Below are 21,622 nucleotides of genomic sequence, written 5' to 3' on the forward strand. Positions count from 1 at the left end.
CGGCCGGCAGCGAAGCCGGCCGTGCCGTCAGGAGCGTGTGGTCAGTTACCGGGGGCCGGGACCGGCGCCGCCGGGTTCTCCGTGGGGGCCGGGGCCACCGGAGCCGCAGGGCTCTCCGCAGGGGCCGAAGCCGCCGGAGCAGGGGCCGCAGGCACCTGACCGGACGACGCGGGATCGCCGACCGGCCCGCCGACGTCGGTGATCTGCCAGTCCTTGTCCTTGTCCAGGGTCACGTTGTAGACGGTGACCACCTCGCGGCCGCTGGCCGCCTGGACGTTGGTGGTCTGCACCCGCACGTAGGCGTTGACCTTGTAGACCGACCCCGACTCCGAGTTCACCACCGCGTCCATTGCGGTGGCCTTGGACACCCACTGCAGCGGCTGCAACAGCTGGTTCAGGGCCCCGGCGGTGGCGTCGAGACGGTTCTTCAGGTCCGGGGAGACCCCCTTGACCAGGTTCGCGCGCCACGGCGCGAGATCGCGGTAGTCGAAGGTCGCGGCTCCCGAGGCGTAGTCCAAGGCCACCTTCTCGGCCTTGGCCTTATCCGCGGCGGCGTCGCGGACGTCGCTGAGCTCACTCTTCTTCATCGACCAGAGCACGCCGAACAGGATCGCCGTGGCGAGCAGTGCGATGATCACCACGGTGATCACCACCGTGGTCAGCGTGGCCTTCGCGGTCGCGGCCTGCGCCCCGGCGCGCTCGGCGGCGGGCCGACGGGGCCGCGGCGCGCGGCCGGTGGCGGCCGCAGGTTCATCGACGGCGTCCTGCGCGGTCTCCTCGGTCGTCGCGTCCTCGGTGAGGTTCTTGTCGTCCGGGGTGGAATCAGTCACTTGTCGCGTAGCCAATCGTTTCGTGGTGAGTCGGTGTCCTGCTCGTGTGCACTACTTCTTCGGCGGGATGACCACCGTGAGGTTCGCGGCACCGTCGGAACCGACCGTGTTCAACGCCTGCGAGAGTAGCGCGCCCATGTCGATCTGTGGCATGACATCGGTCAGTGCCTGTACGACGGGGACCAGCGGCTCGTTGATCGGACCCAGGTTGGCCAGCAGCTTGCTGGTGTCCGGGGCGATCTTGAGCAGGTTCGGATTGATCGTCTTGGTCAGCGAGTCCGGGGCGTTCGAACCCGCCATCAGGATCTCCAGTGCCCGGATCACCTCCACGTCTTTGCGTATGAAATCACGATTCGCCGAACCGAAGTCGGCGATCGCCCCGGGCAGCCAGTTCATATCGGCCTGGTACTTCTGGGTGTTCTCCATCATCCGGCGGATGTTCGGCATCCGGGAGGTGACGGTGCGGGCCAGTAGGTCACCGGCTTGCGACAGGTTGGGCAGCGAGGCCTGGGTGTTGCTGGTCGCATCCGCCAGGGTCTCGGTGATCCCACCGAGGTCGGTGGCGGTGATGCTACTGGTCAGCCGGGAGATCAGCTTGAAGGTCTCCGGTAGCGACAGCGGCTCCTTGACCTTCGCGGTGTCGATGGTGGAACCGTCGGCGAGGTACGGGCCGTTCATCGAATCGGGCCGGAAGTCGATGTACGGCTCGCCAACCGCGGAGAGCTGCTCGATCCGCAGACCGGTGTTCTGCGGGATCTTGTACTTGCCGTCGTAGCGGAACTTCACCACGACCTTGCCGCTCTCGCGGTGGATCGTCTCGACGTTGCCCACCTTGACGCCGCGCAGCAGCACCGAGGAATCGGGCAGCAGCTGGTTCGCGTTGTCGAGTTTCATGGTCACGCTGCGGTAGTCCGCGAAGGGCTTCCAGTTGAGGATTCCCAGTGCGATGTAGCCGATGCCGAAGACCAGCACCACCGCGAACGTCAGGAGACTGAAGAAGGTGCTCTTTTTCACGGAACCGCTCCCAACATGCGCAGATTGTTGACCACCTGGCGGGCGGCCTCGGCGTTGGGCACACCACCGTTGGTGCCCAGTTCCTTGACGTTGACCTTGGCCCCGCTCGCCAGGAACGGGAGCACCTTGTTCTTGAGCAGGTCCTCCAGGTTCGCCAGGTTCGCCTGCCGGCCGTTCATGTTCGGCCAGCCGGGGAACATCAGCGGCTTGATCACCGTCGCCACGGTCGCCGTCGAGGCGTCCAGCAGGGGAGCGGTGAAGACCAGCGGTGCCAGCGCATCGGAGACCCGGCTGAGCACCTGGACCGAGCCGGCGGTGATCTCCAGCGAGTCCGGGAACCAGTTTCCTGTCGGCTCGAGCAGGGCTAGCAGGATCGCGTCGTTCTGATTGACCGTGGTGACCAGGCTGCCCACCGAGGTGATCGCCTGGCTCACGTTGTTGTTCTGCGCGCCCAGATCGATCACGGTCTGCGACATCGTCTTCACCAGGCCGGAGAGCTTCTGCGGATCCGCAGGAAGGTTGCCGTTGATCCGGGAGAAGGTGTCCTGCAGCTGCATCAGCGAGCCGCTGCCGAGGAAGTTCGCCAGATCGGCGAGGATGTCCTCGATCTGCGTGGGCGGCTTGGTCTGCGAGGTGGGCACGGTGTCACCCGCCTTGAGCGGTGTCCCCGACTTGCCCGGCGTCGACTTCAGCGCCACGTAGGTATCACCGAGGATGGTGTCCTGTTGCAGCGTCGCGGTCACGGTGTTCGGGACCTTCACCCCGTCGTTGATCTTGACGTCGACGACGGCCTTGCCGTCGGCCAGGGTGACCTTCTGCAGCCGGCCCGAGACCACACCGTCGAAGACGACCCGCGCGCGGTCCGGCAGGTTCAGCACGTTGGTGAAGTCCAGGTGGACCACGTACCCCGATCCGCCACCGGGCTGGCCCGGCGCGGGGATCGAGGACGGGTTGAATCCGAGGGAGGAGCAACCCGCAAGCAGGCTGGTCGCCGCGACCGCGGCCGCAGCGGCCTTGAGCACTCGTCTGATCAGTGGATTGCGCATCAGTACGCCGCTCCCGTCGCGCGCAGGACGGTGGAGATCAGCTCCACGTTGACGTGACCCGCGTCGGCGACCTTGCACTGCCCCGGCGCGAACCGGTTCAGGTTGTTGCAGGTCTGTGCGGGGTTCTTCGAGGGCACCAGGGCCGACGGGGGCCGGTAGGTGATCTTGGTGGCCAGCGTCCGCTGGTCGACGCTCACCTGGAAGGCCCGGATCAGCGGCGGCAGGATGTTGAGCAGGTCGCCGAACTGCTTGGTGGTTGCCGCCATCAGCGTGGTCGCCGGCACCGTCACCTGCAGCAGCGGGGCGATGAACGCACCGTACTTGTCGAACACCGTCGCCAGGGTCTTCAGCAGCGGCACCATCTGCGGGAAGGCACCGATACCGGTGTCCATCAGCGGCTCGGCCACGTTCTTGATCCGGAAGGCGTAGGTGGTGAGGAAGGCGCGCATCTCGTCCCAGTTCTGCACCAGACCGTCCGAGGCGGGGGCGAACGAGTCCAGGATCGCCGCGACGTCGCCCATGCCCGGGCCGGGATTGCGCATCAGCTCACCGAGCCGGTTGGTGATCTGCGAGACCTCGGGGCCGGTTCCGCGGGTGGCGCGGTTGAGTGCCGGGATCGAGGCCATCGCCCGGCGGAACTCGTCCTCACCGCCGGCCGCGGCCAGATCGTCGACCACCTTCGAGACCGCCTGCAGCGACTCGGTGATCGACAGCGGCGTCTTGGCGTTGGTGATGCACTTGCCGGGATCCCAGGTCGGGCCGCCCTTGTACGGCTGGAGCAATTCGATCCGGCGCTGCGCGACCAGGGAGTCCGCTACCGCCACCGCACCGACGTTCGTCGGCAGCTTGCGGTCCGAGGGGATCTTGAAGTCGACCCGGGTGGTCGCCCCGTTCGGGGTGATCTCGGTGATCTCGCCGATCGGATAGCCGAACTGCGCCACCTTGCTGCCGGTGAACAGGCCGACCGAGTTGTCCAACTGCACGCAGTACGAGGTCATCTTCTCGGTCAGTCCCTTGAACGCCACACCGCCGAGGACCAGACCGACCGCGACGATCACCACGAACGCGGACATCGCGCCACGGGAAGCGAGGAATCTACGCATCAGCAGGTCACCCCCGGGCTAGGAATGCAGACATTGGTGGCGAGGAAGGTCTTCTCGGACTGGTTCAGCTGGATCGTGCCGTCGGGTGCGATCGTCTTCTGCAGCCCCGCCAGCATCTCCTTGGCGGAGGCGATGGCCGGCTCGGCCTGCTTGACCAGCTCGCGCGCCTTCACCAGCAGCGCATCGAAGCGACTGGTCAACGGATCGATGTTGTTGAGGTACACGTTCAGTAGGGGAGCGACGCGCTGCACGATCTGGGTGGTGTTGCTCAGGTAGCTCTTGAACCCCGCGAGGTTGACCTCGGCGGCGGAGAAGAACGTGCTCATGTTGCGCATCAGTGACAGCAGTAGCTCACCGTTGTTGTTGACGGTGGTCGAGTACTCGGACATCACCTTGACGAAGTCGCCCGCCTGATCCTGCTGCCGCAGGATGTTCTCGAGCATCTTGTTGAAGGTGGTCACCGTGTTGCGGATCGACTCCGGCTGGCTCTCCAGGGCGTCGTTGAGTTGCGCCATGGACTGCCGGATCGGCGTCGCCTGGACCTTCTCGACCTTCGGCGTCGCCTGCTGGAAGGTCTCCATCAGGCTGTACGGCATGGAGACCCGCTCCGGCGGGATCGGCTTGTCACCGAGGTCGGTCGATCCCATCGGGGTCAGTGCCATGTAGTAGCCGCCGACGGTGGTGAGCATCTTCATCGTCACCGTCGTCGCATCGCCGACGAAGACGTCGTTCTCGACCCGGAACTTCACCCGGACCCGGTCGTCGAGCAGCTCGACGCCGGAGACCGAGCCCACGCTGATCCCGGCGACCCGGACATCGATGCCGGACTGCACGGCCTGCGCCTCGCGGAAGTCGGCCGAGTACTCCTTGGTACCCGGTTTGAAGACGAACAGGTAACCGCAGACGGCGAGGACGATCACACCGATCAGGGCACCGAAGATGCCCCAGTTGAGTTGGCTCCGGCGATCCTGTGCGGCCGTGGGCATCGGCCGGTTGAACAGCTTCACTTTGGATTGCATATCGTCACCTTCTGCCCTGCCACGAACAGGTTCATCATCCCGGGGAGCTTCGCCTCGCCCCTGCTGCAGTTCAGCGCGACGTCGTTGCCGGCCTGGGGCTTGGTGCCCTCGTTGAGCAGTTGCACGATGCCGGGCAGCGTCGACAGTGCGCCGACCAGTTGCTCGGCGATCGGCATGGCGTTGGCGACGATCGCATCCAGCGGAGGGTTCTCGTTCGGAGTCAGGCCCAGCGCCGCGAGCAGCGCGTTCGTCCGGCTGACCACGCCCGAGGTCTTGTCGGACCATTCACGGATCGAGTCGACGTTGCTCGCGAGTGAGCGGGCGAAGACGTCGAGCTGCTTGAGCACCGTGGTCAGCCCGGGGGAGGCGCCACCGATCGATTGGGAGACCGAGCCCAGGTTCGTGATCAGCTGGGTCAGTACCCGCTGCCGGTCGTCGCTCACCGCCATCAGCTTGTCCAGGGACTCGAGCAGGGGACCGAGTCCCTGGCCGTTGCCCTGGATCACCGCGAGCACCGACTGGCTCAGGTGATTGATGTCGTCGGCGTTGAGCGTCGAGAGCACCGGCTTGAGCCCGACGAAGACGGTGGTGATGTCGAACGAGGACTGGGTGCGGTTCTCCTCGATCGTGCTACCGGGTTTGACCTGCGGTGCGGACCCTCGCTGAGGGTTCGGCTGCACCTCGAGGAACCGGGTGCCGGTCAGGTTCTGGTACCGGATGGCCACGGTGTCGTCGGTGCGGAACTTGCGCTCGCGCTGCAGGGTGAAGGTCACCGCCGCGTTGGACAGGCGGTGGTCCGAGGACTGTTGCACCTCGATGTTGCGGACCTTGCCCACCTGCACACCGAGCATGCGTACGTCGTCGCCGACCTTCAGGCCCGAGACGTCCTTGAACTTGGCATGGAAGGTATCGACGTCACCCTGCGTCGGCCGAGTGAGCGCCTGCATCACCAGCACCAGCAGCAGGACCATCACCGCCGCGAAGACCACGATCTTGACCGCGGTCATCTTCATTGACTTCATCGTGGCTTCAGCTCCCAGGCTTCGGGGTCGGGGTGCTCGTCGGAACGGTACCGGTGCCCGCGGTGGCCGGCTTGGACGCCGCTGCCGGGCCCGGTGAGACCGGGACGCCCGCGGACGGTGCGGCCACGGCCGGGGGCGCCGAGGGAGTGCCCGCGGGCCGCTCGCCCGGCTTGGGCGGTACGTACTCGAAGGTGGGCAGTGGCGGCAGCGCAGCGGCGACCGCCGGGAAGTCCACCGACAGGCGCACGTTCAGCATCGGGCCGTTCGGAGTGTTCGGCATGGCCTTGCGCACGTTGTCGATCAGTTGGCCGATCTGGATGCCGACGGTGCCCGCACTGCCGTTCGGGAAGGCCGTCAACAGCGGCTTCATCAGGTTCACCAGCATGGGGGTGCTCACCTGAAGTCCCTGGAGCGCCTCCGGGGTGAGGATCTTCTGGAGGGCGGCGGTGAGGCTGTCGTTGTTGTTGGTCAGCGCGTCCAGGGACGCCTTGGCCCGGTCCGTCCACTGCTTGTCCTGCAGCGGCTGGTAGGCGTAGAGCGCCTTGATCGCCGGAATGACGGCGGTGGCCGCCGAATCGGCTCGCTGTATCGCCTGCGTGACCTGCGGGAAGGTCTGTGCGGTCGAGAGCTTCTGGGTGTCCTGGACCGCTTGGGCGATGCTGCCGAGCGTGGTGAACAGCGGCAGCATGGCCTTCGAGGAGGCGTCGAAGTTCAGCAGGATCTGGCTCATGTGCGGGCGCAGCGCCTCGCTGTTGACGTCACCGATGGTGGCGATCATGTTCGAGACGGTGTTGTCGGTGATCGGCTTGGTCGGTGCGATCTCGGCCCCGTCGCGCAGCTCACCGCCGCCCTCGTGCGGAGTGAGGATGACTTCCGTGACGCCGAACAGGTTGCCCGCCGAGTACGCGGCTTCGAGGTTGTTGGTCAGCGACCGGCCGTCGGCGGACTTCATCGTCAGGGTGACGCCCTGTTGCCCGTTGCCGAGCGCGCGGATGCCGGTCACGGTGCCCACCTGGACGCCCTGGATCCGCACCGGGGCACCGTCGACCACGCCGGCCGCCACCGAGGGGGAGCGCAGCGTGAACGAGAACTCGTCCTTGGGCCAGATGCTCTTGACCAGCCAACCCACCAGGATCAGCACCAGGATCACCGCGACGGTGATCAGGCCCCGCCGGCGCAGTACCGAGCGTTCGAGTGAGAGACCGGGTACGGATACGACTCCCATTGGTTACCCCTTGAAGTAGACCGGGGAGGTGAAGCCCCACAGCGTGACGGTCATGATCAGGTCGAGGACGATCACGGCGACCAGGCTGGCGCGGATCGCGCGCCCCGATGCCGTGCCCACGCCCTCCGGGCCGCCGGAGGCGAAGAAACCCTGGTAGCAGTGGATGACGATGACCGCGGTGAGGAACACCGCGACCTTGATCACGGAGAAGAATATGTCTGTGCCGCTGACGAATTGACTGAAGTAGTGCTCGTAGGTGCCCGACGGCATCCCGTACACGGATTTGACCACCCAGGCGCAGGCCAGCCAGGACAGGATCAGGGTGATCAGGTACACCGGGACCACCGCGATCAGGCCGGCGAGCACGCGGGTGGTGACCACGAACGAGACCGAACGCAGACCCAGGGACTCCAGGGCGTCGATCTCCTCGTTGATCCGCATGGAGCCGATCTCGGCGGTCATGCGGCATCCGGCCTGCGCGGCGAAGCCGACACCGGCCAGGATCGGGGCGAACTCACGGGTGTTGGCGAAACTCGCCACCACCGCGGTCAGCGGGCCCATGCCGAGCATGTTGAGGATCGCGAAACCCTGCACCGCGACGATGCCGCCGACGGTGATACCGAGGACCGCGAGCACCGGGGCGGTACCGCCGCCGACGATCAGGGCGCCGCGGCCCCAGGTGATGTCGGTGAGGATGTACATGATCTGCGACCGGTAGTGCTTGATCGCGTGCGGCACGGTGCGGATCACCTCGGCCACGAACGAGACGACGTGCCCCAGGGTGTCGAAGACGCCCCAGGCCGAGCCCGAGCCGCCGAAGATCCGGAAGAACCAGCGTGTGCCCCGAGGGCGGTAGACGGTTGCCATGTTTCCTAACCCACCTGCATCGGGAAGAACATCGTCGTGACCTGCGTGATCAGCAGGTTCAGCGCGAAGATGACCACGAACGCCAGGACTACGGTGGCATTGACCGCGTCGGCCACGCCGCGTGAGCCGCCGCGGGCCTCCAGGCCGCGCTGGCACCCGATGATCGCGATGACGGTGCCGAAGATCAGGGACTTGATCAGGGAGATCCACACGTCGACGGGCTTGGCGAAGGAACCGAACGAGAGCCAGTACGCACCGGGCGTGACGCCCTGCCCACCGACCGCGACCAGGTAACCGGCGATGGTGCCGACCGCGATGATCAGGATGTTCAGCAGTGGGGAGACGATCCACGCGGCCAGCAGGCGGGGAACGACCAGGCGGTTGAGCGGGTTGATGCCCATCACCCGCATGGCGTCGGTCTCCTCGCGGATGGTGCGCGCCCCGAGGTCGGCGGCGATGGCCGAAGCGCCGGCGCCGGCGAGCAGCAGGCCGGTGGCGATCGGCGCGCCCTGGGTGATCACGGCCAGGCCGCCCGCGGCACCGGACAGTGAGGCCGCGCCGAGCTGACTGATGATGTTCCCCACCTGGATGGAGATGACGATGCCGAACGGGATCGCGATCAGGATTCCGGGAACGGTGGTGACACCGATCATGTACCAGACCTGGTTGAGCGCTTCCTTCCACTGCAGGCGCCCGCGCACGGTGTCGGTGACCATGGCGACCAGCGTCATGATCAGCATCCGGACGCTGCGGCCGATGGTGCGGAACGAGTCAACGACGGTCGACGAGAAGTTCTTGCTGATGATCGACCAGTAAGACGGTCGTTTGGCTGTTCTCGCGCCCTGTGCAACGGTCTCCGTCACCCGAACGCCTCCTCTCGACAGTGGCTACACCGATCCGCACGCCTGCGTTTTCCGGGGTATGACCGAGGACACTATAACGGTCCCGAGTGTGATGTGCGCCATTGGCCCGCTTCGCTGAGGCGGGTGAGCGACTCGTCAGTAACATTCCTGCAGTTCGGTGGCGGCGTGGGTATCGCCTCAGTTCAGAACGGGTGGGCTCGAACCGATTCCGGTCGTCGTCGGCCTGCCGTACCAGGCTGCCGTGGGTGGGCGAGTACATTCGCACGCGTGCACATTCAGGCGTCGGGCGGCGCGGTCATCGGGGCCGGTGCCGCAGGTGTACCGATGCGAGAATTGCTGGTAGTAGGACTGACAGCTGCAGTTGTCGCATTTTTTGCGACCTCACTCGTCCGGGTGGTCGCCACCCGGTTCGGCGCGGTCGCCGTGCCGCGCGCCCGGGACGTGCACGAGGTCCCCACGCCGCGCCTCGGTGGCGTGGGCATCTATGCGGGCATGGTCGGCGGCATCTTCCTCGCCGCCCAATTGCCGGCGCTGACCCGCGGGTTCACCTATTCCAACGATGCGATCGCGGTCCTCATCGCGGGCGGGGTGATCGTCACCGTAGGGATGATCGACGACCGGTGGGGGATCGACGCGCTCACCAAACTGGTCGGTCAGATCTTCGCCTCCGCCCTGCTGGTGGTGATGGGGGTGGCCTGGAACGTGGTCTACGTGCCGGGCATCAACACCACCGTCGTGCTCGACCAGCTGCAGGCCGGGCTGCTGACGGTGCTGGTGGCGGTCGCCACGGTGAACGCCATGAACTTCATCGACGGGCTCGACGGTCTGCTCGCCGGTGTCGCCGCGCTGGCGGCGCTGGCGATCCTGATCTTCTCCATGGGGCTGATGTTCGACTCCGGGGGCGATGCCCCCTCGTACCCCCCGGCGCTGATCGCCGCGGCCCTGTTCGGCGCCTGCGTGGGCTTCCTGCCGCACAACTTCCAGCCCGCACGCATCTTCATGGGGGACTCCGGCTCCATGCTGCTGGGCCTGACCCTGGCCGCTGCGTCCACCTCGGCGTCCGGACGGATCTCGCAGAACGCCTACGGCGCCACCGACATCTTCGCGCTGCTGCTGCCGCTCCTGCTCGCGGTGGCGGTGATGTTCGTGCCCATGCTGGACCTGCTGCTCGCGGTGGTGCGGCGCACCCGGGCCGGGGTGCACCCGTTCACCGCCGACAAGATGCACCTGCACCACCGCCTGCTCGGGCTCGGGCACAGTCAGCGCCGGGTGGTGCTGGTGATCTATCTGTGGGTGGGTGTGCTGAGCCTGAGCGCGGCCGCGTCCACGATGCTCCCGCCGACGCTGATCGCGCCGCTCTTCGGCGCCGGGCTGTTGTGTGCTCTCGTGGTCACCGTGGTCCCGCGGATCGTGCCGCGGCTGCGCGAACGTTACGGCGAAAAGCCGAGGTCGCGGGCGGCGAGCGGGTCGCGGTCACGGTGACCGTGGGCGGCCGTCGCGGTTGTACTATCGTGTGTAGTCGATCGGTGAGATCACGACGGAAGTCGGGCCGAACCCCGATGTGGGGAGCGTCCTGACTTCTTGGTAGAGTCTCAGCCAATCACAAAGAATCCGCGATGTGACCCATGTCCCGGATTCGGCAGACGCCGCCCAGTCGCTACGGAGCGCAATCCGTACGCGGCCCCGACCCCGAAGGAGGGGACATGACGACGCCGGCCCCCTCAGTCGATGGTGCGCTCACCCGCGGTGTTGTGACTTTCACCAATCCCTTCGTGATCCTGGCCGGACTGTCCGTCGTCGTCGCCGGAGTCTCCGTCGCGTTCGGTCACACCTTCCTCGGTATCTGGTTCTTCGTCGGCGGGCTGCTCGCTCTGCTGAACGCGAAGCTCGCCGTCATCAAGGTCGCCACCGTCACCGCGGAGGACGAGCCCCGTAAGGCCCCCGTCGCGGTGAACTCGATGGTCCGGCTGGGTGCGGTCTCGGTGATCGCGATCGTCATCGCCTACTTCTTCCGGCCCGATGGCCTGGGTGTGATCTTCGGTCTTGCGGCCGGCCAGGTCATCCTCGTCCTCAACACCGTCATTCCCGTTCTGAAAGGGCTTCGCCAGCAGCCATGAACACGACTCTGTACGCCGCCGAGGCCTCGATCAAGGTCGCCCATTACAAGTCTTTCGAGTTGTGGGGCCTGACCTTCCACTGGGACACGATCCTGGCCACGTCCATCGCCGCGGTGATCGTGCTGACGCTGGCGTTCATCCTGCGGGCCAAGGTCACCTCGACCGGTGTGCCCAGCGGTGTGCAGTTGTTCTGGGAGGCCCTGACCATCCAGATGCGTCAGCAGATCGAGTCCGCCATCGGGATGCGGGTGGCGCCCTTCGTGCTGCCGCTCGCCGTCGGGCTGTTCGTGTTCATCCTGTCCGCGAACTGGCTGGCCGTGCTGCCCCTGCAGTACGGGACCAGCGAGGGGCCCGCTGAGATCTTCATGCCGCCGGCCGCCGACGTCAGCTTCGTCTTCGCGATGACGCTCGTGGTGTTCATCTGGTACCACGCCGCCGGCATCAAGACCCACGGTGTGCTGGGCTACCCGGTCAAGCTCGTCAAGGGCCACGCCGTGGGACTGGCGCCGATCAACATCATCGAGGAGCTGGCCAAGCCGGTCTCGCTCTCGCTGCGACTGTTCGGCAACCTGTTCGCGGGCACCGTCATGGTGGCCCTGATCGCGCTGCTGCCGGCCTACGTGCTGTGGCTGCCGAACTCGCTGTGGAAGATGTTCGACCTGTTCGTCGGTCTGATCCAGGCGTTCATCTACTCACTGCTCACGATCCTGTACTTCTCCATGTCCATGGAGAAGACGGACCACTGACCGCCACGGCCCGAACGGGCCGCGGACTGTAGACCCTGGTAGGCCGACTACCAGAAACCGAAAGGGAAAAGATAAATGGATCCGAACATCGCTCAGGGTGCCCTCATCGGCGGCGGCCTGATCATGGGTGGCGGCGCCATCGGCGCCGGTATCGGCAACGGTCTCGCCGGTTCCCAGCTCGTCGCCGGCATCGCGCGGCAGCCGGAGGCCCAGGGCCGCCTGATGACCCCGTTCTTCATCACCGTCGGTCTGGTCGAGGCCGCGTACTTCATCAACCTGGCCTTCATGGCCCTGTTCGTGTTCGCGAACCCGCTCGGCTGATCCACCTCCTGAACAGAAACGGGAACTGACGTCATGCAGCTCGCTGAGGGGAACTTCCTCCTTCCCACCGCTGGAACCTTCATCACGTGCCTGATCATCTTCTTGATCGTGCTCTCGGTGATCTGGTTCTTCGTGGTGCCGCCGATCCGCAAGGTCCTGGACGAACGCGAAGCGATGCTCGCCCAGACCGCAACGGACGGCCGCGAGGCCGCCAAGGGGTTCGAGGACGCCGAGTCCGAGTACCGCGACGGCGTGACCTCCGCTCGTGCCGAGGCGGGCTCCATCCGCGACGAGGCGCGCGCCAGCGGCCGTGCCTCGATGGAGGAGCAGAAGCAGCGGGCCAGCGCCGAGGCGGACGCGGTCACGCGGGAGAAGACCGAGCAGCTGCAGGTCGCGGGTGAGGCCGCGACCAGCGCAGCTCGTGGTGACCTCGCTCCGCTCTCGGCGTCGTTGGCCAGCCGCGTGCTGGGCTTCGACGTGACGCAGGACCCGGCACTGAAGTCGAAGCTGGACGAACTCGCAAGCAATTCGGTGGTGAAGAACTAGATGGGTATTTTTCTCGGAAACCTAGTCGGCTTCGCGGTCGTCCTCTTCGTCCTGTGGAAGTACGTGGTTCCGCTGGTCAAGAAGCTCATGAAGGAGCGTCAGGAGACGGTGCGGGCACAGCTCGAGGCCGCCGCGACGGCGCGCCAGAAGCTGGCCGAGGCCGGCGCCGCCGGTGAGCGGGCCCGTGAGGACGCCGCCCGCGAGGGCAGCCGCATCCGCGACGAGGCACGCGGCGACGCCGATGCCATCCGTGACGAGATGCGCCTGCAGACCGACCGTGAGGTCGCTCGGATCGGGGAGCACGGGGAGGGGCAGATCGCCCTCAACCGCAGCAACCTGATCCGTGGCTACCGCTCGGCGCTGGGCCTGGAGGCGGTCGACGTCGCGGGCAAGCTGGTGCGCGGCTACCTGGCCGATCCGGCGAACCAGTCCTCCTCGGTCGATCGCGCGCTCGACGAGCTCGAGCAGATGACCCAGGGCGCGGACGAGGTGCGGGTCACCGAGTCCGATCGCATCGGCACCCGCTCCATGCGGGCTTCGAGCCGTGAGTCGGTCCGGGCCCTGTCCGCCGGCTTCGATCAGCGGATCGCCGCCGGTGACGACGCCGCTCTGGCCCGTACCGCGGACGACCTGGCCGATGTGGTCAACGTTCTCAACCAGCAGCCGGTGCTGCGTAAGCACCTCACGGAGTCCTCGGACGCCCCCGAGGGCAAGCGCACCTTCGTCTCGACGCTGTTCGGCGGCAAGATCTCCGACGACGCCGTCGCCTTCGTCCAGGACGCGGCGGCCTCGAAGTGGTCGGATCCGGCGGACTTCGCCACCGCGGTCGAGCGTCAGGCCCGGGTCGCGGTGCTGCTCGGCGCAGAGCGCGCCGGCCGTCTCGACGACACCGAGGACGAGCTCTTCCGCGCCGGCCGCGCGCTCGAGGCGGAGCCGAAGCTCACCGCGATGCTCTCGGACACCCGCGTGCCCGCCGAACAGCGCATCGCACTGCTGGACAAGGTCTTCGGCGGCAAGGTCAACGACCACACCGCCGCGCTGCTGCGCCAGACGGTGCGGCTGCTGCGCAGCGGCCGTATCGACGCCTCGGTCGCCTCGATCGCCGAGCTGGCCGCCGCCCGCCGCGGTGAGTCGGTCGCGATCGTCGAGTCCGCCGTGGCGCTCACCGAGCCTCAGCAGGCCCGTACCTCGGATCTGCTGGCCCGCATCTACCAGCGCAAGATCGCGGTGCAGACCGAGGTCGTGCCCGAACTGCTGGGTGGCCTGCGGATCACCGTCGGCAACGAGGTCATCGACGGCGACATCGCCTCGCGCCTCGACCGTGCCGCCGAGCAGCTGCCCCGCTAACCAAACCGAACTTTCACCGAACCACACAGAGGGAAACGAGTACTCATGGCTGAGTTGACGATCTCAACCGACGACGTCAAGGGCGCGATCGAACAGTACGTATCGACGTTCGAGGCCGACGCCTCGCGCGAGGAGATCGGCGTCGTCTCCGACACCGCCGACGGCATCGCGCACGTCTCGGGCCTGCCCGGCGCGATGGCGAACGAGCTGCTCGAGTTCCCCGGTGGGGTGCTCGGTGTGGCGCTGAACCTGGATGAGGACGAGATCGGCGCCGTCATCCTCGGCAACTACGAGGAGCTCGAGGAGGGCCAGCAGGTCCGCCGTACCGGCGATGTGCTCTCGGTGCCGGTGGGCGACAAGTTCCTCGGCCGCGTGGTCAACCCGCTCGGCCAGCCGATCGACGGCCTGGGCGACATCGAGGCGGACGAGCAGCGCGTGCTGGAGCTGCAGGCCGCCACCGTGCTCGAGCGTCAGCCGGTCGAGGAGTCGCTGGCCACCGGCATCAAGGCGATCGACGCGATGACCGCCATCGGCCGCGGTCAGCGTCAGCTGGTGATCGGTGACCGCAAGACCGGTAAGACCGCGGTCTGCGTCGACACCATCCTCAACCAGAAGGCGAACTGGGAGACCGGCGACCCGACCAAGCAGGTCCGCTGCATCTACGTCGCCATCGGCCAGAAGGGCTCGACGATCGCCGGCGTGAAGGCCGCCCTCGACGAGGCCGGCGCGATGGAGTACACCACCATCGTCGCGGCCCCCGCATCCGACTCGGCCGGCTTCAAGTGGCTGGCGCCGTACACCGGCTCCGCTCTCGGCCAGCACTGGATGTACCAGGGCAAGCACGTCCTGATCGTCTTCGACGACCTCTCCAAGCAGGCCGAGGCCTACCGCGCGATCTCGCTGCTGCTGCGCCGCCCGCCGGGCCGCGAGGCCTACCCGGGTGACGTCTTCTACCTGCACTCGCGTCTGCTGGAGCGTTCGGCGAAGCTGTCCGACGCCCTCGGCGGCGGTTCGATGACCGCGCTGCCGATCATCGAGACCAAGGCCAACGACGTCTCGGCGTTCATCCCGACCAACGTCATCTCGATCACCGACGGTCAGGTCTTCCTCGAGTCCGACCTGTTCAACAAGGGTGTCCGCCCGGCGATCAACGTCGGTACCTCGGTCTCCCGCGTCGGTGGCGCCGCGCAGACGAAGGGCCTGAAGAAGGTCTCCGGTTCGCTGCGTCTGGAGCTGGCCCAGTTCCGTGAGCTCGAGGCCTTCTCGGCCTTCGCCTCGGACCTCGACGACGCCTCGAAGGCGCAGCTGGCCCGTGGCGCCCGCTGGGTCGAGCTGCTCAAGCAGGACCAGTACAGCCCGGTCTCGGTCGAGGACGAGATCGTCTCGATCTACCTGTGCGGTGAGGGCTACTACGACTCGGTGCCGGTCGAGGACGTCCGCCGGTTCGACGCCGAGCTGCTCAGCCACCTGCACCACGCCGCCTCCGGTGTCTACGACTCGATCGCCGGCGGCGCGGTCCTGGAGAAGGACCAGGCGAAGATCCTCGAGGCCGAGACCGACAAGTTCAAGCAGAGCTTCCTCGCCTCCGACGGCTCGCGCGTGGTCAACGAGGCCGAGAGCGACGCTCTGCCCGCCGAGGACGTCGAGCACGAGACGATCAAGGTCAAGCGCAATGGCTAGTATTCGTGAGCTGCGCTCGCGGATCCGGTCGGTGAACTCGACCAAGAAGATCACCAAGGCGCAGGAACTGATCGCGACCTCGCGGATCACCAAGGCGCAGGCTCGGGTCGCGGCTGCCAAGCCGTACGCCGAGGAGATGACCTCGGTCCTCTCGGAGCTGGCCAGCAAATCGGGATCGCTCGACCACCCGCTGCTGACCGAGCGTCCGGAGCCGAAGCGGGCGGCGATCCTCGTCGTCACCTCGGACCGCGGTATGTGCGGCGGCTACAACTCGAACGTGCTGCGCGAGACCCGTGAGCTGATCCAGTTGCTCAAGGACGAGGGCAAGGAGCCCGTCCTGTACGCGATGGGGCAGAAGGGTGTCGACTACTTCACCTTCCGCGGCCAGAAGGTCGCGGGATCGTGGACCGGTTTCTCCCAGCAGCCGCACCATACGGACGCGGTCGCCGCGACCGAGACCCTGGTGAAGCTGTTCGAGGCCGGCTCGCAGGAGTACGTGACCATCGACGGTGTGGAGACCCACGGCGTCGACGAGCTGCACATCGTGTACACCCGCTTCGTCTCGATGCTCTCCCAGAACCCCGAGGTGCGGCGGATGGCGCCGCTCGTGGTGCAGGAGGCCGAGGAGGACACCGCGGGCGAGGGCCCGGAGCGCAACTTCACCTTCGAGCCCAGTGCCGACACGCTGCTGTCGGCGCTACTCCCGAAGTACATCGCGACCCGCGTCTTCGCGGCCCTGCTGGACTCGGCGGCCTCGGAGAACGCGGCGCGCCGTACGGCCATGAAGGCGGCCACCGACAACGCCAACGAGCTGGCGATCTCGCTCTCCCGTGAGGCCAACCAGCTCCGTCAGGCTCAGATCACCCAGGAAATCAGCGAAATCGTCGGTGGCGCCGGCGCCCTCGCAAACTAAGAAACGGGATAAGAAAGTATGACTACAGCTACCCAGCCCGCGTCGGCGGGCACCGCTGCGGCCACCGGTCGCGTGACGCGGGTCATCGGCCCGGTCGTCGACATCGAGTTCCCGCGCGGCGCCGTTCCCGACCTGTTCAACGCACTGCACGCGGAGATCACCCTCCCGTCCGTGGCCAAGACGCTGACCCTCGAGGTCGCGCAGCACCTCGGTGACAACCTGGTGCGCGCCATCTCGATGCAGCCCACCGACGGCCTGGTCCGCGGCACCGACGTGACCGACTCCGGTCACCCGATCCGCGTTCCCGTCGGCGACGTCGTCAAGGGACACGTCTTCAACGCTCTCGGTGACTGCCTGGACACCCCGGGACTCGGCCGCGACGGCGAGCAGTGGGGCATCCACCGCAAGCCTCCGGCCTTCGATCAGCTCGAGGGCAAGACCGAGATCCTCGAGACCGGCATCAAGGTCATCGACCTGCTGACCCCGTACGTCAAGGGTGGCAAGATCGGTCTGTTCGGTGGTGCCGGCGTCGGCAAGACCGTTCTGATCCAGGAGATGATCACCCGTATCGCCCGCGAGTTCTCCGGCACCTCGGTGTTCGCCGGCGTCGGTGAGCGCACCCGTGAGGGCACCGACCTCCACCTCGAGATGGAGGAGATGGGCGTTCTGCAGGACACCGCCCTGGTGTTCGGTCAGATGGACGAGCCGCCGGGCACGCGTATGCGCGTCGCCCTCTCGGCCCTCACCATGGCCGAGTACTTCCGCGATGTCCAGCACCAGGACGTGCTGCTGTTCATCGACAACATCTTCCGCTTCACCCAGGCCGGTTCCGAGGTCTCGACCCTGCTCGGTCGTATGCCCTCGGCCGTGGGTTACCAGCCCACCCTGGCGGACGAGATGGGTGAGCTCCAGGAGCGCATCACCTCGACCAAGGGCCGGTCGATCACCTCGCTGCAGGCCATCTACGTGCCCGCTGACGACTACACCGACCCGGCTCCGGCCACCACCTTCGCGCACCTCGACGCGACCACCGAGCTCTCACGCCCGATCTCGCAGCTGGGTATCTACCCGGCCGTGGATCCGCTGACCTCGACCTCGCGCATCCTCGAGGCCTCGATCGTCGGCGACGAGCACTTCCGCGTCGCCAACGAGGTCAAGCGCATCCTGCAGAAGTACAAGGAGCTGCAGGACATCATCGCGATCCTCGGTATGGACGAGCTCTCCGAGGAGGACAAGGTCACGGTGCAGCGCGCTCGCCGTATCCAGAAGTTCCTCGGCCAGAACTTCCTCGTCGCCGAGAAGTTCACCGGCGAGAAGGGCTCGGTCGTGCCGCTGGCCGACACCATCGAGGCCTTCGACCGGGTCGCCAAGGGCGAGTTCGATCACCTGCCCGAGCAGGCGTTCAACAGCTGTGGTGGTCTCGACGACGTCGAGGCGGCCGCGAAGAAGATCGCCGGGAAGTGACCTCCAATTGGCTGACACGGCGTTTCAGGTAGAGGTCGTATCCGTCGAGGAGCGGCTGTGGTCGGGCGAGGCGACCTTCGTCATCGCCCAGACCACGGAGGGTGAGCTGGGTCTGCTGGCTCACCACGAGCCGCTGTTCGGCCAGCTCGTGGGCGGTGGCGCGGTCGCCATCGATACCACCAGCGGCGAGCGGCTGGCCGCGGCGATCCGCGGCGGCTTCCTCTCGGTGACCGGTGAGAAGGTGACCGTGCTCGCGGACGGTGCCCAGTGGGCGTCGTCGCTCGTGGAGGCCGATGTGCGTCGTGCCCTCGAGACCGCGGCAGACGGTTCCGACGAGCAGGCGGTGGCGCAGGGACAATTGCGCGCCCTCGAACTGCTCGCCGGCAAGTAATATAGGTACAGCAGCGTGAAAGCCGGTGGCCCGGCGATAACGGGCCACCGGCTTTCGGCCATCTCGGGCCGTCGACAAGGGAGCGGATCGGCATGGGCGTCATCGTCTTCGGCGTAGTGGTCGCCGTGCTGGTGGTGCTCGTCGCCGGCGTGGTGGTCGTGCTGCGTCTGTACAGCCTGCGGGTGGCGGGAGTGCCGATCATCCTGAGGTATCTACCGGCCGAGCCGGAGCAGGGCTGGCGGCACGGCACTCTGCGCTACGGCGATCACGAACTGCGCTACTTCCGCCTCTCCAGCGTGCGGCTCGGTCCCAGCTGGACGATCCCCCGCGCACAGACCGAGATCGTCGGCCGGCGTTCCCCGCACGGCACGGAACTCGATGTGATCGACCCGGACATGGTGATCGTTCATGCGGTCACCCCGCACGGCGACACCGAGCTCGCCTTCGCCCGGGACGGCCTGACCGCGTTCCAGTCCTGGCTGGAGTCCCGGCCGGATCCGCGCCGGCAGCGCGTGGACTAGTCCCGCGCTCCGCCCGGGCGCCACAGCACGTCACCCTCGGGGTTGGCCACCCTGGACAGGATGAACAGCAGGTCCGAGAGCCGATTGAGGTACTTCGCCGGCAGCTCGGAGACCGAGTCCCCGTATTCACCCCGGGCCTCCCACGCCGCTCGCTCGGCCCGCCGCACGACGGTGCGCGCCACGTGCAGGTACGCCGCGAGTGGAGTTCCGCCGGGGAGAACGAACGAGTCCAGCTTCGGTAGATCCGCGTTGTACTCATCGCACCAGGCCTCGAGCCGGTCGATGTACTCCGGGCCCACCCGCAGTGGGGGATGCTCCGGTTCGTCCTCGATCGGGGTGGACAGGTCCGCTCCGACGTCGAACAGTTCGTTCTGGATGCGCAGCAGGATCTCCCCGAGCCGTGGTTCAGGCTGTCCGACGGTGACCGCCACGCCGAGCGCGGCGTTCGCCTCGTCACAGTCGGCGTACGCGCGAAGGCGTGAATCGGACTTCGAGACCCGGGAGAAATCGCCCAGTCCGGTGGTCCCGTCGTCGCCGGTACGGGTGTAGATGCGGGTGAGGTGGACGGCCATGCTCACAGGCTGTCACGGCGAGAGCCGCAGTGCCATAGGCTGAGCGACGTGGGTGAGAAGTTTCTGGTGCACGGCGGAGCGCGACTGGCCGGCGAGGTCTCGGTCGGCGGCGCGAAGAACAGCGTGCTGAAGTTGATGGCGGCCACTCTGCTGGCCGAGGGCACCTCGGTGCTCACGAACTGTCCCGAGATCCTGGACGTGCCGCTGATGGCGGATGTCCTGCGCGGACTCGGCGCCGAGGTGGAGCTCGACGGGGACACCGCGCGGATCACCACGCCGGCCACCCTCAATCACCGCGCCGACTTCGATGCGGTCAAGCAGTTCCGCGCGTCGGTCTGCGTTCTGGGGCCGTTGATGGCCCGCGAGCGACGTGCCGTGGTCGCGCTTCCCGGTGGTGACGCGATCGGCTCGCGGCCGCTGGACATGCACCAGTCCGGTCTGCGCGCGCTCGGAGCGACCAGCTCCATCGAACACGGATGTGTTGTCGCCCAGGCCGATTCGTTGACCGGCGCGGAGATCACGCTGGAGTTCCCGTCGGTGGGCGCCACCGAGAACATCCTGATGGCCGCAGTGCTGGCCGCGGGCCTGACGGTGATCAGCAATGTCGCCAGGGAGCCGGAGATCATCGATCTGTGCGAGATGTTGGTGCAGATGGGTGCCGACATCTCCGGGATCGGCACCGACACCCTGATGGTGCGCGGGGTCGAGCGCCTGCATCCCACCGAGCACCGCGTCATCGGTGACCGCATCGTCGCCGCCACCTGGGGTTTCGCAGCGGTGATGACGCGCGGTGACATCACCGTCAACGGTGTGGCTCCGGAGACGCTCGGGGTGGTTCTGCAGAAGCTCCAGGATGCGGGGGCGACGGTGACCGAACGGGCGGACGGTTTCCGGATCGCCTGTCCGGAGCGGCCTCATGCGGTCAACGTGGCGACGCTGCCGTTCCCCGGATTCCCCACCGATCTGCAGCCGATGGCGATCGGCATGGCCTGTGTCGCCGACGGCATGTCCATCATCACCGAGAACGTCTTCGAGGCACGCTTCCGATTCGTCGAGGAGATGGTGCGACTCGGAGCGGATGCCCGCACGGACGGTCACCACGCCGTGATCAGGGGAGTGGAGCAGCTCTCCAGCGCACCGGTCTGGTCCACCGATATCCGGGCCGGCGTCGGACTGGTCCTGGCCGGGTTGTGCGCCGACGGTGTCACCGAGGTTCACGACGTCTTCCACATCGATCGCGGATATCCGCACTTCGTGGACAACGTGAAGGCCCTCGGAGGCTGGCTCGAGCGGGTTCCCTGAGCACTCTCGCGGACCGTCGGAACCGGTGGATGACCTGCCGATTTGTATTCCGAGTTCGACCTGTGTAACTTATATCGAGTCAGCGCGCCACGGCGCCGCCCGGCAAGGCCCACCGAGACCGCATCATGCGGAATCTCGAAGCGCCGCCGGATGCCGGAAACCGGGACGATTCGCAAGAATCATCGTGCTGACCACCACGGAAGTAGAACCGACTAGCTCGGTCGCGCTCGTAGCGATCGTGTGGTTGCACCATGTGGTGGGCGGATCAGATGTCGGCGCGGCCCGCGAGAGCGAGTTGCACACCGAAATCCGGTCTGCTAAGCTAGACCGGTTGCTTCGAGCAGCCAGTCAATCGGAAGTCATACTTCCGCCGCAGCGAGCGGTAGGGAGCGATTCGCCATGGCTGGATGTCGATGCCGGCGCGGCCCGCGAGAGCGAGTTGCGTACGGAAATCGGTTCTGCTAAGCTACATCGGTTGCTTCGAGCGGGTCGCCTTGACAGGCGGGTTGTGAGAATGTAACCTGGAACGGTTGCCTGCGAGGGTGCGGTTCACATGAGTGAGGGGCCTTTGGGTTTCTGGTGTGGACGGCCGCGTTTGGCGTGTTCTTTGAGAACTCAACAGTGTGTCGATGAAATTGTCAGTGCCAAGTTTTTTGGCACGCATGGACAATCATTATTTTGGTTGTTTGTGTTGTGGCTTTTCTCGTTTATTT

General features: G+C 66.7%; 22 protein-coding genes. 12 read left to right on the plus strand and 10 right to left on the minus strand.

Translation table 11 applies throughout. The features are described 5' to 3' along the window. Positions 1-41 precede the first annotated feature (41 nt). Genes ACYVHG_RS11705 through ACYVHG_RS11745 form a run of 9 tightly spaced genes read right to left on the minus strand, consistent with a single transcriptional unit; the run spans position 42 to position 8,989 of the window. Entirely contained in the window at positions 42-830 is a 789-nt protein-coding gene (locus ACYVHG_RS11705) for a hypothetical protein (protein ID WP_461167606.1), read from the minus strand. Between the two features lie 51 nt (positions 831-881). Further along, complete coding sequence (locus ACYVHG_RS11710; protein ID WP_461167607.1) at positions 882-1,844, minus strand: MlaD family protein; 963 nt, start codon at positions 1,842-1,844, stop codon at positions 882-884. Further along, complete coding sequence (locus tag ACYVHG_RS11715) at positions 1,841-2,890, minus strand: MlaD family protein (RefSeq protein WP_461167608.1); 1,050 nt, start codon at positions 2,888-2,890, stop codon at positions 1,841-1,843. Before ACYVHG_RS11715 ends, ACYVHG_RS11710 begins: the two co-directional genes overlap by 4 nt. Beyond that, positions 2,890-3,963, minus strand: a complete 1,074-nt coding sequence (locus tag ACYVHG_RS11720; RefSeq protein ID WP_461167609.1) for an MlaD family protein — start codon at positions 3,961-3,963, stop codon at positions 2,890-2,892. Before ACYVHG_RS11720 ends, ACYVHG_RS11715 begins: the two co-directional genes overlap by 1 nt. Before the next feature lie 29 nt (positions 3,964-3,992). Further along, a complete protein-coding gene (locus ACYVHG_RS11725; RefSeq protein WP_461167610.1) occupies positions 3,993-5,012 on the minus strand; it encodes an MlaD family protein in 1,020 nt (339 codons plus the stop codon). Then, on the minus strand, positions 4,997-6,025 hold the full coding sequence (locus ACYVHG_RS11730) for an MCE family protein (protein ID WP_461167611.1): 1,029 nt from the start codon (positions 6,023-6,025) through the stop codon (positions 4,997-4,999). The genes ACYVHG_RS11725 and ACYVHG_RS11730 overlap by 16 nt, the downstream gene beginning before the upstream one ends. A gap of 16 nt (positions 6,026-6,041) precedes the next feature. Further along, positions 6,042-7,259 (minus strand): MlaD family protein, encoded by a 1,218-nt coding sequence (locus ACYVHG_RS11735; protein ID WP_461167612.1) that lies wholly within the window; start codon positions 7,257-7,259, stop codon positions 6,042-6,044. A gap of 3 nt (positions 7,260-7,262) precedes the next feature. Further along, entirely contained in the window at positions 7,263-8,126 is an 864-nt protein-coding gene (locus ACYVHG_RS11740; protein WP_461167613.1) for an ABC transporter permease, read from the minus strand. Between the two features lie 5 nt (positions 8,127-8,131). Next, on the minus strand, positions 8,132-8,989 hold the full coding sequence (locus ACYVHG_RS11745) for an MlaE family ABC transporter permease (RefSeq protein WP_461167614.1): 858 nt from the start codon (positions 8,987-8,989) through the stop codon (positions 8,132-8,134). Between the two features lie 324 nt (positions 8,990-9,313). Here ACYVHG_RS11745 and ACYVHG_RS11750 point away from each other — a divergent pair, with 324 nt between their 5' ends. From ACYVHG_RS11750 to ACYVHG_RS11800, 11 genes are all read left to right on the plus strand, one after another. Beyond that, complete coding sequence (locus ACYVHG_RS11750; RefSeq protein ID WP_461167657.1) at positions 9,314-10,471, plus strand: glycosyltransferase family 4 protein; 1,158 nt, start codon at positions 9,314-9,316, stop codon at positions 10,469-10,471. Positions 10,472-10,692: 221 nt separating this feature from the next. Beyond that, a complete protein-coding gene (locus ACYVHG_RS11755) occupies positions 10,693-11,106 on the plus strand; it encodes an ATP synthase subunit I (RefSeq protein WP_461167615.1) in 414 nt (137 codons plus the stop codon). Further along, entirely contained in the window at positions 11,103-11,852 is a 750-nt protein-coding gene (atpB, locus tag ACYVHG_RS11760; RefSeq protein ID WP_461167616.1) for a F0F1 ATP synthase subunit A, read from the plus strand. Before ACYVHG_RS11755 ends, atpB begins: the two co-directional genes overlap by 4 nt. Positions 11,853-11,927: 75 nt before the next feature. Further along, complete coding sequence (locus ACYVHG_RS11765) at positions 11,928-12,173, plus strand: F0F1 ATP synthase subunit C (RefSeq protein ID WP_220658371.1); 246 nt, start codon at positions 11,928-11,930, stop codon at positions 12,171-12,173. Between the two features lie 33 nt (positions 12,174-12,206). After that, positions 12,207-12,719 (plus strand): F0F1 ATP synthase subunit B, encoded by a 513-nt coding sequence (locus tag ACYVHG_RS11770; protein WP_461167617.1) that lies wholly within the window; start codon positions 12,207-12,209, stop codon positions 12,717-12,719. After that, a complete protein-coding gene (locus ACYVHG_RS11775) occupies positions 12,720-14,066 on the plus strand; it encodes a F0F1 ATP synthase subunit B/delta (RefSeq protein WP_461167618.1) in 1,347 nt (448 codons plus the stop codon). Between the two features lie 45 nt (positions 14,067-14,111). Next, positions 14,112-15,746, plus strand: coding sequence for a F0F1 ATP synthase subunit alpha (atpA, locus tag ACYVHG_RS11780; RefSeq protein WP_461167619.1), 1,635 nt, complete (start codon positions 14,112-14,114; stop codon positions 15,744-15,746). Next, positions 15,739-16,659 carry a F0F1 ATP synthase subunit gamma gene (locus tag ACYVHG_RS11785; RefSeq protein WP_461167620.1) on the plus strand — a complete coding sequence of 307 codons (921 nt, stop codon included), beginning with the start codon at positions 15,739-15,741 and terminating at the stop codon, positions 16,657-16,659. Before atpA ends, ACYVHG_RS11785 begins: the two co-directional genes overlap by 8 nt. A gap of 18 nt (positions 16,660-16,677) precedes the next feature. Further along, on the plus strand, positions 16,678-18,123 hold the full coding sequence (gene atpD, locus ACYVHG_RS11790) for a F0F1 ATP synthase subunit beta (RefSeq protein WP_461167621.1): 1,446 nt from the start codon (positions 16,678-16,680) through the stop codon (positions 18,121-18,123). A 7-nt stretch (positions 18,124-18,130) separates the two neighbouring features. Beyond that, positions 18,131-18,514, plus strand: coding sequence for a F0F1 ATP synthase subunit epsilon (locus ACYVHG_RS11795; protein ID WP_461167622.1), 384 nt, complete (start codon positions 18,131-18,133; stop codon positions 18,512-18,514). 92 nt (positions 18,515-18,606) lie between these two features. Further along, on the plus strand, positions 18,607-19,035 hold the full coding sequence (locus ACYVHG_RS11800; RefSeq protein ID WP_461167623.1) for a DUF2550 domain-containing protein: 429 nt from the start codon (positions 18,607-18,609) through the stop codon (positions 19,033-19,035). Here ACYVHG_RS11800 and ACYVHG_RS11805 read toward each other — a convergent pair. Further along, positions 19,032-19,607, minus strand: a complete 576-nt coding sequence (locus ACYVHG_RS11805; RefSeq protein ID WP_461167624.1) for a cob(I)yrinic acid a,c-diamide adenosyltransferase — start codon at positions 19,605-19,607, stop codon at positions 19,032-19,034. The two genes, ACYVHG_RS11800 and ACYVHG_RS11805, sit on opposite strands and share 4 nt — an antisense overlap. A gap of 48 nt (positions 19,608-19,655) precedes the next feature. Here ACYVHG_RS11805 and murA point away from each other — a divergent pair, with 48 nt between their 5' ends. Continuing rightward, positions 19,656-20,909 (plus strand): UDP-N-acetylglucosamine 1-carboxyvinyltransferase, encoded by a 1,254-nt coding sequence (gene murA, locus ACYVHG_RS11810; protein WP_461167625.1) that lies wholly within the window; start codon positions 19,656-19,658, stop codon positions 20,907-20,909. Positions 20,910-21,622: the final 713 nt, after the last annotated feature.

It is taken from the genome of Tsukamurella serpentis, from assembly GCF_054780975.1.